The sequence below is a fragment of the Acidimicrobiales bacterium genome, from assembly GCA_041394185.1.
Classification (GTDB): Bacteria; Actinomycetota; Acidimicrobiia; order Acidimicrobiales; family Poriferisodalaceae; genus JAAETH01.
This window is the reverse complement of the sequence record JAWKIQ010000001.1, coordinates 377,883-391,049: the sequence shown is the minus strand read 5'-3', so window position 1 is coordinate 391,049 and position 13,167 is coordinate 377,883. Positions and strand designations below refer to the sequence as shown.

The 13,167-nt window shown below is 65.9% G+C and carries 10 protein-coding genes; 4 read left to right on the top strand and 6 right to left on the bottom strand.

The features are described from left to right. Positions 1–4,029 carry a putative inorganic carbon transporter subunit DabA gene (locus tag R2770_01870; GenBank protein MEZ5279192.1) on the bottom strand — a complete coding sequence of 1,343 codons (4,029 nt, stop codon included), beginning with the start codon at positions 4,027–4,029 and terminating at the stop codon, positions 1–3. Between the two features lie 115 nt (positions 4,030–4,144). Here R2770_01870 and R2770_01865 point away from each other — a divergent pair, with 115 nt between their 5' ends. Next, positions 4,145–4,447, top strand: a complete 303-nt coding sequence (locus R2770_01865) for a winged helix-turn-helix domain-containing protein (protein ID MEZ5279191.1) — start codon at positions 4,145–4,147, stop codon at positions 4,445–4,447. Between the two features lie 85 nt (positions 4,448–4,532). After that, the gene (locus tag R2770_01860) at positions 4,533–5,855 is read left to right on the top strand and encodes a cytochrome P450 (protein ID MEZ5279190.1); all 1,323 of its coding nucleotides are present in this window, start codon (positions 4,533–4,535) and stop codon (positions 5,853–5,855) included. A gap of 10 nt (positions 5,856–5,865) precedes the next feature. Here R2770_01860 and R2770_01855 read toward each other — a convergent pair whose 3' ends face one another. The 4 genes from R2770_01855 to R2770_01840 form a co-directional block, all read right to left on the bottom strand. Continuing rightward, entirely contained in the window at positions 5,866–6,684 is an 819-nt protein-coding gene (locus R2770_01855; GenBank protein ID MEZ5279189.1) for an SDR family oxidoreductase, read from the bottom strand. Then, positions 6,681–8,654, bottom strand: coding sequence for an aminotransferase class V-fold PLP-dependent enzyme (locus R2770_01850; protein MEZ5279188.1), 1,974 nt, complete (start codon positions 8,652–8,654; stop codon positions 6,681–6,683). The genes R2770_01855 and R2770_01850 overlap by 4 nt, the downstream gene beginning before the upstream one ends. A 47-nt stretch (positions 8,655–8,701) precedes the next feature. Then, on the bottom strand, positions 8,702–9,505 hold the full coding sequence (locus tag R2770_01845; GenBank protein ID MEZ5279187.1) for an SDR family NAD(P)-dependent oxidoreductase: 804 nt from the start codon (positions 9,503–9,505) through the stop codon (positions 8,702–8,704). Positions 9,506–9,580: 75 nt separating this feature from the next. Further along, the gene (locus R2770_01840) at positions 9,581–10,552 is read right to left on the bottom strand and encodes a metal ABC transporter substrate-binding protein (GenBank protein MEZ5279186.1); all 972 of its coding nucleotides are present in this window, start codon (positions 10,550–10,552) and stop codon (positions 9,581–9,583) included. A 115-nt stretch (positions 10,553–10,667) separates the two neighbouring features. Between R2770_01840 and R2770_01835 the strand changes: the two genes are divergently transcribed. Both R2770_01835 and R2770_01830 read left to right on the top strand, forming a co-directional pair. Next, positions 10,668–11,132: a Fur family transcriptional regulator gene (locus R2770_01835; protein MEZ5279185.1), complete on the top strand. Its 465-nt coding sequence runs from the start codon at positions 10,668–10,670 to the stop codon at positions 11,130–11,132. Beyond that, positions 11,129–11,740 (top strand): YdeI/OmpD-associated family protein, encoded by a 612-nt coding sequence (locus R2770_01830; protein ID MEZ5279184.1) that lies wholly within the window; start codon positions 11,129–11,131, stop codon positions 11,738–11,740. Before R2770_01835 ends, R2770_01830 begins: the two co-directional genes overlap by 4 nt. A gap of 1 nt (position 11,741) precedes the next feature. On the opposite strand, the gene R2770_01825 is transcribed toward R2770_01830, so the two are convergent. Next, positions 11,742–13,127, bottom strand: coding sequence for an amidase (locus R2770_01825; protein ID MEZ5279183.1), 1,386 nt, complete (start codon positions 13,125–13,127; stop codon positions 11,742–11,744). Positions 13,128–13,167 lie beyond the last annotated feature (40 nt).

Sequence of the window (13,167 nt, the reverse complement as noted above, 5' to 3'; positions counted from 1 at the left end):
TCAGCTCCGTGTGTGAACGATCGGTTCGAGTTCGATTCCCGGCCGCAGTGTGCCAGCCGAGATCGAGCTGGGTGAAGACAGCCAGGTGCCGGCGGCGGTGCGCAGCGACCATGGTTCGTGAGGGTGTGACCGGGCTGCGATGCGCAGCCACGAGCCCCCTATCAGGGTCTGAAGCACCTTGTTCTTGGCAATGATCTGTTCGATCAGCTCGAGGTCGGCCTGGATCACCGCCAGCAGACGCAGCGGCTGATGGTGCCTGGCGCCGGCCACGTGTGTGCTCTGCAGCGGCAGACCCACCCGCAGGTCGCCGCCTGGGCCCGACACCACCCCGAGGGAGCCGATCGGGTTGTGCACCAACTTGTCGCCGGCTCCGAAGCGTTCGGGGTCGACGGTCGAGAAGTAATACTGCGACCCGATCCAGTGCCCTACGACAAGCGGGGCGGTCATGATGGTCTCGAGCACCCGGCCCGTCGGATCGTTGGCCTGGTCGTAGCTGTGCAGAAACGCTCGACCTTCCAGGTCGACTCCCGCGGTCAACGACCGCGGGCCGATGATGAATGCGGCGGCCCGCGCCAGACCCCACTCGGGCCTCACCTGCGCCCAGTCGGCGCCCCGGTCGCGGACCTTGTGTTGCGGGCCGACGAGATGCTGCGCCCGGTCGGCCGCGTTGGCCCTGCCGGCCCGATCCAGCAGCGCCTGGAGTTGGTCGATCTGACCCAGATGTGTGTGCGGGGCCGAGGCCTTGTCCAGGATCGAGACGTGGTCGCTGGCGGTGTCGTGCAGGCCGGCCACGAACCACGTGTCATCGGGAATCGAGATTCCGCGGTCGTGCAGGGCCAGCCTGACGTCTGCGTCGTTCAGCAGCCCGGCGACTGCGAGAGCGTTGTCATCGCCCGAGGCTCCGGCACAAGCTCCGCAGTCCAACGCCGTGGCATGAGGGTTGTTGACCGTTGCGCTGCCGTGTCCGCACAACAGAACCAGCGGCGCGAAACCTTCTATGAGGCCCATCGTGCGCAACACCGACTCGGCGGCGAAGATCTTCTGGTCGACCAGCACGCCGTCGTCGGGAATCACCCGGGAAGCCCGCGGGCTGGGGGCTTGGGCCTTGCGCGGAACGAACGTCTTGGCGGCCGCCATCGGGCCCACCAGCCACCCGGCGGCCTCGGCCATTGCAAACGCCGATCCCTGACCCTTCTTGGCTTTGGAGTGTGCGGCACGCACGGCATCACGGGCCCTGGCGGCGCCGAGCCTGCCCGCGGCGGCATCCACCGATTCGACGTGAGGATGCTCCGAGAAACCCACGGTCGGGGCGACCAACACCGGGCAGCGGGCCTCGGCGTGGTCCCAGCCCAGCTTGCGCACCTTCAGCGGCACGCCGAAGAATCCGGCGAACCCGATGGTTTCGATCGGCGTGCCCGCAGCCGAACCCAGTTCTTCGATGTGGCGCCGGAGCCCCTCAGAACGAACATCGATGCAGAACACCGCCTGAGCCGCCGGCCTGGTCGTGCCAGGCCCGGGATCGATGCGGTCGATCTTTGCGATCAGGTGCCGGTCGAAGTGATGTTCTTGGGCCATCAGCCAGATGTGATGGCGTTCGTGGGTCGAAACCCCCGACAGCACTTCCCTGATCGCCTCAAGGCTGCTGGCGTCCTGCCGCGACGGGGCGAGGATCGCAGCCACCGCCGCAACCCTGGCGTCGAGCAGTGCGTCTTCGTCCAGATCGTGCTCGGCTTGGGTGTCGAAGTCGACCGACATGCCCGTTGCAACCGCTGCCTCGGTCAGTGCCAGGGCGGCGACGACGTCGATGGGTGCCAGGCGAGGCCGTTCTTCGTCTGGGGCGGCCCAGTCGTTGCGCCACTTGGACAGGCCGGCCCACCCGTTCAGCCGGGCCAACAGACCCCGCATCTCGTCGACCCTGGCCTCAGGACCGATGTGCATCGCTGCGAAGGCCGCGGCCAAGAGCATTGCTGGGTCGTTGCCCTGGTCGAGGGTGGCGGTCAACCACGACCGCCCGGGTGCACCTGCCAACCGGTGCAGCCTGGCGTCGGCCCGAGCCGCCGTCGCGAAGTACGAAACGAAGTCGGCGCAATCGGTCGGCATGGTCATGTAGCGCGCCAGGTGGTCGGCGACGATGGTGTCTGCCTTGTCGGCCTGTTCGCTCAGTCCGGCACGTTCCAGGGTGGTGCGGGCGGCTTCGACGCTGGGCGTGTCGGGACCGTGCAGGAGGTCTGTTGTGATGATCTCGTCTCGCCCTATCGAACTGCCGTCGACCAGAACCGGTGGCCCTGCGCACACGTCGACACACCTCTGGTTGACGGCATAGCCGAGGTCGTCGAGGGTGGTGAGGCCCGCCTGGTGGTCTTGCCTGAATTGGGCAAGCGACAGGTGGGTTCGGGCCCGCAACCAGCGCCGTGCCGTAGCCGTGGCGCTCTCGAACCCCTGAGCCTCGACACCGGTCAAGGGGTTGACGGCCACAAACGAAGACAGGGGCCACATGGGCGAGATGATCGAGGCCGCCTTGGCCACGTCCGAGCGGATCTGGGCCCGATCGATCGCCGTCGATGGGTCGGGCGCCGGACTGACCACCGCCTGGGTCCCGGCCCGGCGACCCATCACCAGCGAGGCCGGCGCGGCGATGGCAAGCGCAGCAAGCACCGCCCACACACCAACGTCACTGGCTTCGGCTGCCAGGCTCGGCTTCATGAAGCTCTCCAGCGCGTTCAGTGCGCCGAAGTAGGCAAAAGAGGCTGCGAACGAGGCGACCGTTCCGATGGCGACCGTGGCCGCTGACGCCAGCGGGTTGCGATCGAGCCACCCGCGAAGTGCCTGCATCACCGAAAGCCACGCGAACAGCACCACCACCAGCAGACCGGCATCGCCGAGTTGAGGCGTGACCAACCAAGCGGCCAGCCCCACCGCTGCAGTCGGAACCACCACCAATGTCACCACTCGCGCGGTGGCCCCAACCGAGTCACGCGCCACCGGTGACCGTTTGGCCCGAAGTGTCGCCGAGACCGTGTCGCCCGCTCCGAGGAACTGGGCGGCCTTGTACATGCCGTGACCGGCGATGTGCACAACTGCGCTGCTGAAGGCTCCCACCGCGCACTGCACGACCATGAAAGCCATCTGACCAACCGTCGACCAGGCCAGCGATCCCTTTGCGTCGGGCCGCCCGGCAGCTATCCGGCCGGCGATCAAGATGGTGACCACACCGGCGGCAAAGGCCGAGTACAGAGCGGGCTGCGACGCCAGAAACACCTCGTGGGTACGAATCAGCAATATGCCCGCACCGCTCACCAGGCCCGCGTGAACCAGTGCCGAAACTGGCGTGGGGGCCACCAGGGTGCCCTCGAGCCACCGATGGAATGGGAACAGCGCCGAACGCGACAGGCCGGCGACGACCAGTAGAACGGCTACCACATGGGTCGCCTCCACGCCTGCGACCGTTGCGCCCGCCAGCTCGGCCCGCATCTCTGCGCCAAACCACGCGCCGTTGGCTCCATGGGCGGCTGCTATCAGCACGGCCGAGATCAGGGCAACATCTCCCACGGCCAACGACACGACGATTCGCCGGCGCGCCTTGGCCACCGGGGCCCAACCTTGCTGATGGCCGACCATGTCCACCAGCGCCCAGCCAGACAACACCCATCCAACTGCCAGACCTACCGGGCCGGCCGATGTCAGGGCCAGCAACGACGCCGACACCAACACTCCGATGGCAGCGAAGAACCGCACCGTTCGAGGCTCGGGGTCGAGGTTGCGGCCGGTGAAGCCGGCGACCACCGACGCTGTGGCGGCCACGACCAGCGCCAGCAACGACATGGGGCGGTCGAGGCTCAACCCCATGGCTGCGATCTCGCCGCCGGGCTCGCGTCCCACAGCCACCACACCCGCAGCTGCGGCCGCTGTCGACACCACTGCGCCGGCGATCACCGCCCGAGCCGCCCTGTCGGATCCGCGACGAACGAGCGCAACGACGGCGCCGGCGGCGGGCGGAATCACCAGCATCAGCAGGATCAGGGTGGTCATGGGGTTCTCCGAGCGTCGTGGGTCGGGATCGGCACTGCAGGATCATCATAGGAAATTCATTTCCTGTATTGCAACTCCTGTATTGATATTCAAGATTTGTTGTTACCGTTCCAACATGGAGACAGAACGGCGATCCTGGACGTTCCTCACCAACCACGCCCACGTGATGCTGGCCATCGCACGAACGCCCGACCTACGGCTGCGCGAGATCGCCGACCTGGTGGGCATCACCGAACGCACCGCCTCGCAGATCATCGACGACCTCGAGCACGACGGCTATGTCGTGCGCGAGCGCGAAGGCAGGCGCAACCGATACGTGGTCAACGCGGGCCATCCGCTTCGACATCCGCTCGAGCAGCATCACGACATCGAGGACCTCATCGACGCGATCGGCCATCAAGACCCAGCAGCCGACTGAGTCTCCCCCTGGGCCACCGATTCCTTTAGGATGATCTGATGAGACGAAATCGATCCGATCGTCTCACGAACCGGAGGCCCACCCAATGACCGAAACCACCGAAGACCGCCTCGGCTGGCCAGCGGGCGAGTTCCGCACCCCGGAACAAGAGATGGCAGAAAAGGGAGCCAACGTTCCCGCTGCCGATCAACTGGCGCTAGAAGACATCAACCCGGCCAACGCGCACCTGTTCGCCGAAGACCGCTGGCAGGATCACTTCGCTCGTCTTCGGGCCGAAGACCCAGTGCACTTCAACGAGATCGAAACCGCAGGCCGCTACTGGTCGATCACCAAGTACGAAGACGTCAAGGAGATCGACGGCGACTGGAAGAACTTCTCGTCGGCCATGGGCATCACGCTGGGCGCACCTGCCCAATGGGTGCGCGACAACCCGCAGGTGTCCCTGACCTCGTTCATCTCGATGGACCCACCAGAGCACAATGCCCAGCGCAACACCGTGCGTTCGGTCGCAGCTCCGGCCAACCTTCGCAATGTCGAGCCGCTCATTCGCGAGCGCACCATCGGTGTTCTCGATTCGCTGCCCGAGGGCGAGACCTTCAACTGGGTCGACCTGGTCTCGGTCGAGCTGACCACCATGATGCTGGCGACGCTGTTCGACTTCCCGTTCGAAGACCGCCGCAAGCTGACCCGTTGGTCTGACATCACGTTCGCCATCCCCGAGCCGGGCGGCCTCGTCGAGTCGCAGCAACAAAAGCGCGACGAGATGATGGAGTGTGTCCACTACTTCGAGCGCCTGTGGGCCGAGCGCCGCGAGAACCCCGGCTATGACCTGGTGTCGATGCTGGTGCACGGCGATGCCACCAAGGACATGCCCACCATCGCCCATCTGGGCAACCTGCTGCTGCTGATCATCGGCGGCAACGACACCACCCGCAACACCATGTCGGGCAGCGTCTACGGGCTCAACAAGTTCCCCGAGCAATACGACAAGCTCATCGCCAACCCCGACCTGATCCCCAGCATGGTGCCCGAGATCATCCGCTGGCAGACGCCGCTGTCTTACATGCGCCGCACCGCCACCAACGATGTCGAGTTCCGCGGAAAGCAGATCAAAAAAGACGACCAAGTACTCATGTGGTACGTCTCTGCCAACCGCGACGAAGACGTCTTCGGCGACACCGCAAACATCATCGACATCGAACGCCCCAACGCAGACCGCCACCTCTCATTCGGCTACGGCATCCACTTCTGCATGGGCAGCCGCCTCGCCGAACTCCAACTCCGCGTCCTCTGGGAAGAAATCCTCCAACGCTTCGAACGCATCGAAGTCCAAGACGAACCCAAACGAGTCCTCTCATCATTCGTCAAGGGCTACTCCGAACTACCAGTCCAGGTCCGCCGCAAGTAGGGGTTGCGCTCTACGACACAGCGATGCCGCCGTCGCAGGTGATGACGTCACCCACGGTGAATGCACCGGCGCGCGACGCCAGATAGATCGCCAGGCCGGCGATGTCTTGCGGTGTGCCGACGCGGCCACGACCCATTGTCTTGCCGAAGCGTTCCCAGTCGGTGGCCTCGACGTCGCCCCCGCCCCCGATACCGGTGCTGAGCATCCATGTCGGGAAAGGTCCTGGCGCTATGGCGTTCACCAGGATGTTGCGCTTCACCAGCGAGGCCGCCATCTGGCGGGTCAGGGCGTGCACCGCGGCCTTCGACGGACCATACGAGAAGTTGTCGAATATCGGGGTGCGGATCCCGTCGATGGAACCGATGTTGATGACCCGCGCCGGGTCTTCGGCGGTCGCTGCAGCTTCGAGCTGAGGCAGCAAACGCTGGGTCAGGAAGAAGACACCCTTGACGTTGGTGTCCATGACCTTGTCCCAGCCAACCTCGGGGAACTCGTCGATGGGGGCACCCCAGGAAACACCGGCGTTGTTGACCAGCACGTCGAGCTTGGTCTCGCTGTCGGTGAACGACGACACGAACGAGTCGATGCCGGCGAGGTCGGCCAGGTTGGCCGGAATCGACACACAGGTTCCGCCGTACTGTTCGCTGAGCCGCTGCGCCGTCGCGTCGCACACCTCGGCCTTGCGCGAGCTGATGTAGACCTTGGCGCCGTTGGCCACAAAACCGGCGGCGATCATCTCGCCGATTCCACGGGACCCACCGGTGACCACCACGACCTTGTCCTTCACCGAGAACAGATCACCGACCGAGAAGCTTTCTGGCTGATTCATTCCACCAGTATCGCGTCGAGGGCCGAGTCGACGTCCATCTGGGTGTTGCACAGGTGAAACGAGAACCGGCTGCGGCCGTCTCTGGACGCGAATCGAACACCCGCCAGCCGCAGCCGTTCGACCTGAGCGGTGGTCAGGTCGAGGCTGACTATGGGGCTGGCCCCGGCAGCGAGGCCCAGCTCCGAGCGGAATCGGTTGGCCAAGTCGATTCCGTGTCGGCCCACCGCTGCGGGCCCGATGTCGGCCAGCATTTCGAGGGCCGGCGCAGCCCCGACGAAGGGCAGCCAGGCCGGCGATACGTCGAACTTTCTGGCGTTCGATGCGGCTCGATATGGCGGCCGATAGACGGTCTGCCACGGCTGCTCACCGGAGTACCAACCCGGCGCCAGCGCCGCCATTCGCTCGCCTACCCGAGGGTTGACGGTCAAGAACCCCACCCCGCGAGGGCACATCAACCACTTGTAGGCACCCGCGGCGGTCAGATCGAACCGCGATGCGTCGAAGTCGAGCCAGCCAGACGCCTGCGTTGTGTCCACGTACGAGATGGCGCCGGTGGCCCTGCATGCGGCGGCCAACCGGTCGAGGTCGGCGATACGACCGTCGGCCGACTGGACCGCGCTGACTGCCACCATGGCGATGTCGTCGTCGATCCGTTCGACAAGAAGGTCGAGTGGCACGACTACCGACTCGATCGTGGGGTCGGCCAAGAACGGGAAGAGCACCGAGGTGAAGTCCTCCTCGGCCAACAGCACCTTGTCGCCTGGACGAAGTGCAGTCTTGGCTTGAGCGGTTGCCACCGACACCGGCGTCGGTATCGCAACCCAATCGGGTTCGCAGCCGACAATTCGAGCGTAGGCAGACCGGCTGCGCTCGATCGCTTCGTCGTAGTCGGGTGGCATCGCTGCGCCAACGGCCCACGCGTCGACGCCGCGTCGCAGCGCCTCGACGGCGGCAGCGGGCGGAACTCCGACGCTGGCGGTGTCCAGATACACCACCCCGGGTGCTGCGCGGCTGGCGACCCGCTTCGCCGGCCCCGACCCAAGACCGAGCCCGGCCTCAATGCGCCTCATGTCGTCGTCGGTCAAAAGACTGGGGTCCAGATCGTGATGCGGACTGTCGTCGACCAGATCGTGCAGGTATGCATCGCTATAGACGTCCAGACCTCCCACACGCGCGGCCCGCATCGAACCGAGGAACACCTCAACCGCCAGGTCTCGCGGGACCACGTGGAGGTCGCGCGGGTCGTCGACGAGGTCGATCAGGCCCGACTCGAACGCAGTTCGCAGTTGGTCGATGCTGATGGCCGCACCAATTCGTTCCGAGACCAGGTCGACGTGCGCCAGTGCCACGGTGGCCCTCAGCCCGAGGCGTCGATTTCTCCGGGCCCGATCGCTGCGTGCGAGCTGTGCTGGCACTCCCATCGCTGCGGCCACCTCGGCGACGGTGTCGACGCCAGGCACCAACGCCAACATCGTCGTGCGATGCACCGGAGGGTCGGCCCGAAGGCGCGCTAGTTCGCCGATGACCTCTTGCGCCCAGTCGACTCGCGGCTCCATGTACTGGTTGACCGTGCCCGTATCGAGGCCCAGACGCACATGTTGCAGGTACATCGCTTCGAGAAACTCGTCCATGCGCCTCAAACACACGATCAGATGAACCGAGTCGATCGCTTCGAGACCCCGCAGGAACGCAACCAGCCGATCGCGGTGCTCCACGGTGAACAGGTTCGAGAGCGTCTCTGTGGAAAGCACCAGATCGAGGCCGGGAGTATGCCGTTCTCGGATCTCCTCGACGATCGACAGGTCGTCTTCCAGCAGGCGGCGCCCGATGTCGTGGTGGCCTTCGACCTCGCCGCCCCAAAGAGCCGGATAGTCGATGCCGGCGTCGCGCAGTTGATCACGGTTGGCGCAAAGCGCGTCCTGAAGCGCAGTGGTTCCGGTTTTGGGCATGCCCGCATGCACGATGATCATGTGACGCGAAAGGTACCGCGCCGGCCCGGTTGCGAGATGCCGGCCGGCTAACGCTGGTTGGATGAAGGCCGGGTGACCTTGGGCCCGCCCACCTTTGGACCGAACCGCTGACCCGCGTCCAGGCGGATGGTGCCGCCGTTCAGCATGGGGTTCTCGATTATCGAGATCGCCAGGCGGGCAAACTCGTCGGGCCTGCCCATCCGCTTGGGGAACGCGGCGTCGACCACAAGGCTCTCGGCCCGTTCCTCTGGCATCCATTGGGTGAGGCCGGTGTGAAAGAGGCTGGGGGCGATGGTCATCACCCTTATGCCCAACGAACCCAGATCGCGCGCCATGGTCAGGGTCATGCCGGCGATGCCCGCCTTGGCGGCCGTGTACGCCACCTGACCGATCTGACCCTCGAACGCAGCGATCGAAGCGGTGTTGATCATGACACCGCGTTCGCCGTCTTCGTTCGGTTCGTTGTTGGCCATGTGGGAGGCCATCAGCCGGTTCAGGTTGAACGATGCAATCAGGTTCAGGTCGACCACGTAACGGAAGTCATCGAGCGAGAAGGGGCCGTCCTTGCCAAGGGTTCGCCCGGCCTTGCCACCGCCCGCCGTGTTGACGCCCACGTCCAACCCACCGAGGGCTGCGACGGCCTCTCCCAACACCAGCTCTATGCCCTCGAAATCGAGCACGTTGCAGGGATGCCAGGTGCCACCCAGCTCGGCAGCCACCTCGGCGCCGGCCGATTCCTCGCGGTCCAAGATGGCGACCTTGCCACCTCCGTTGACGATTCGCACTGCGGTGGCTCGTGCCATCCCGCTCGCTCCGCCGACAATCGCCGCCCGAATCCCTTGAAGGTCCATGACCGTCCCCTAGATAGCTGTCTCGTCTCGCGAAGGTAGCTGCCGTTGGGGTTGTGCCCCCAGCCCGCGTCGCGGCTAGGCGAGCGCTTCCGCGATCAGCGTTGCGTTGGTGCGCAGCAGCCCGATGTAGGTGTCGGCGCCCGACCCCGGCTCACCGAGGCTGCCCGTGTACAGGGTGACGACCTCGACACCCTCCAGCTGATCGGCCAGCGTCTCGGCATCATCTGACGAGTGCTGGGTTTCGGCGAAGATGGCACGCACCCCAGTGGCCTCTAGGACCTGCTTCAGTTCGTCGAGGTGCCGCAGGTCCATCTCGGCGAGTCCAGACGACGCTGGACTCACCGTCGCAACCAGATCGAATCCGTAGCGGTCGGCGAAATAACCCAGCGAGTCGTGGCTGGTCACCAGCTTGCGGTTCTCGGCGGGGATCGACTGGACCAATGCCGATATTTCGGCGTCGACCTCGGCGAGGGCCGAGGCGTACCGATCGACGCAATCGGCGACTTCACCTGCGTCGAGGCCCGCCCGGGCCGCGAGTTCGTCGCCCAGCTCGGGAAGCACCCCAGCTACACGGATGGGGTCGAACCACACGTGCGGATCGTCGCCCTCGTGCCCGTGCGGGTCGTCTTCGGCGTGGTCATCGTGCTCGTCGTCGTGGCCACCCGCGTATTCGATGGCATCGACGTGCTCGGCGACCCGAAACACCGGGGTGCCGTCGCCCTCGACCGCATCGAGGGTGTCGTCGAGCCCCTCCTCCAGCGCCAAACCGTTGGCCACCACCAGCACGGCATCTTCCGTCGTGGCCCGATCGGCCATCGAGGGTTCATACGAGTGCGGATCGCCACCGGTAGGCACCAACTGTTCGATCCTCACCCCTCCCTGACATGCGATGTTGTCCACCACATCGGCCCAGATGCCGGTGGTCACCACGACCACCGGCACACCTTGGGGCTGGGCCTGCTCGCTGGTGTCGTCACCACACGCCGACGCCACCAGAGCCGCACTCAACACGACGACGCCGACACCTGGCCATCGCAGTCGGGGCATCTACTTCTCCTTCACAGCGGACGGTGGTCGGGCACATACGACCCACGGCGCCGATCCTAGTGGGAATGATTCTCAGTTCCACTACGGCCGAGAGCAACCGCTAGCGTTGGGCTGGATGGAACCGGTCTCCAGAGCCGACTTCGCCGCCGAAATCCACGACCACGTCTCTGCGCGCCTCGCCCACAACGAACAGCGCTACACGGCCGGTCGTCGGCGCCTGGTCGAGGTACTGAGCCAGGCTGGGCGGCCCGTCACACTGCCCGAGATAACCGAACTCGAGCCCGACTTGGCGCCCAGTTCGGCCTATCGAAACCTGGACGTGCTAGAGCAGTGCGGCGTGGTGCACCGCGTTGCGGGCAGCGCCGAACACGCCCACTTCGAGCTCGCAGAGCCCCTGCTCGACCACCATCACCACCTGATCTGCATCGACTGTGGTGCCATATCCGACATCCAACTCGACGACGAGCTCGAGGCCCTGGTCGACAAGCACCTGGCATCGGCCGCAAGGGCGGTCGGGTTCGAACCGCTGCGGCACAGCCTCGATCTTCACGGCCGGTGCGCCCGGTGTAGCGGCCGATGAAGCACCCACCGTCGGCGTCAGAACACCCCGCAACGTGGAAGTTCGACTACCCGATCTACCACGCAGAGAGCAGGGCCCAATGGCGCTCGTGGTTGGCCGCCAACCATCGAGGCCTCAGAGGCGTGTGGCTGTGCTCTTGGCGCAACCACGTCGACTCACCTCGGTGCCCCTACCCCGAGGCTGTCGAGGAGGCGATCTGCTTCGGCTGGATCGACTCGACGGTCGGCATCATCGACGACGAGCGCGGGGTTCAGCTGTACACCCCGCGCAAGGCCAAGAGCACCTGGACCCGACTCAATCGCCGGCGGGTGGCCGACATGGAGGCCGCCGGGCTGATGACCGATGCCGGCCGCCGTGCCGTCGAGGTCGCCAAGGCCAACGGCTGGTGGACGATCCTCGACCCTGTCGAGGACCTCATCGAACCCGCCGAACTGGCGGCCGCGCTCGACCGCGAAACCGCCGCCCGCAACAACTGGAACCAGTTTCCGCCAACGGCGCGCAAGGCGATGCTGTGGTGGGTGATCAGTGCTGCGCGCGACGACACCCGAGCCAAGCGGATCGACCGGATAGTTGCCGACGCAGCCCAGGGCAAGAGGGCGCAGGGCTGATTCAGGCGGCGGCGAGCTTCACCGGGTGGTCGCGCTCCCACACCAGTGCCAGATCCAGCAACAGGTCTTCGCGATAGTGCGGCGCCAACGCCTGCAAACTCACCGGCAGGCCATCGCTGGAGAGACCTATAGGCAGCGCGATGGCCGGGTTGCCGAAGATGTTGGAAGGTGCGGTGAGTGCGCCGTTGTTGTTGGCGTGGGCTTCGACACCCTCGAACACGCTCGGCAGCCAACTGTCGGCGCCGAATGCCGGGGCGGGGTTGGTCGCTGCCAGAACGATGTCGGCATGGCCGAACATCTCGGCCATGGCCTCGTCGAGCTCGACCCTCCTGGCCTCGGCACGAGCCAGCGAGTTGATGTCGATGCGCTGCTCGGCCGACCGGTGCCCTGCCCTTTCGATGCTGCCCAGATCGTCGGCACAGGCCGGCCATCTGTCGCCCAGCGACTTGCGGACGCCGATGGCACCCGTCAGTCCCCAAGCCGCCATGATCCTGGGCAACTGCAGGTCGATCTCGACCCGCTGCATGCCACTGGCCGCTATCAGCTCGTCGGCGGCGGCGATGACCAGCTCGGTGGTCTCTGGACCCACGGTTGCACAACCCAGGTCTGGAACCACCGCTACGCGCAGTGTCTTGATCTCGTCCAGGTGCGAACCGAGACCGGCTTCGTAGCCCTCGACACGCGGCAGCGACTTGGGGTCTCGCAGGTCGAATCCGTTGGTCACATCGAGAAAGCGGGCAGCGTCGCGCACGCTGCGGTTGACCGACCCCTCGACCGAAGTCGCATTGCCCAAGATCACGCCAGGACCACGCGGGATACGCCCGTACGTCGACTTCAGCCCGATGAGGCCGCAGAAGCCCGCGGGTATACGAATCGATCCGCCGCCGTCGCTGGCGGTTGCCAGGGCGAACAGGCCACCGGCGACGCCCGCCGCCGAGCCACCCGAGCTGCCACCCGGTGTTCGCTCGCGGTTCCACGGGTTGCGGGTCGCACCGTGCAGCTTCGTGAACGTCTGATTGGTGCCGCCGAACTCACTCGAGGTCGTCTGCACCGCTGCCACGGCCCCAGCCGCCTTCAGCCGCTCGACAGACACACTGTCGCGGTCGAACACCTGGTCGGCCAGAGCCAACGAGGCCTGGGTGGCAGGCCACCCCGCAACGGCGAGCAGTTCTTTCACCGCCAGCGGCACTCCACCGAACGGCAGCGAAACATCGGCGTTGGCGGCCGCCTCGCGGGCCGCTTCGGCGTCGATGTAGCACACCGCGTTGAGGTCGCTCGCCTCGACGGCGGCCAGGGTGGCCTCGAGCTCCTCTGACGGGCTTCGCTCGCCCGCCCGAAACGCATCGACGAGGCCCACTACGTCTCCGGTCCACGGCTGTTCGCTCATGTACAGAGCCTGCCGCACGTCGGAGCCGGGCACCAACCCA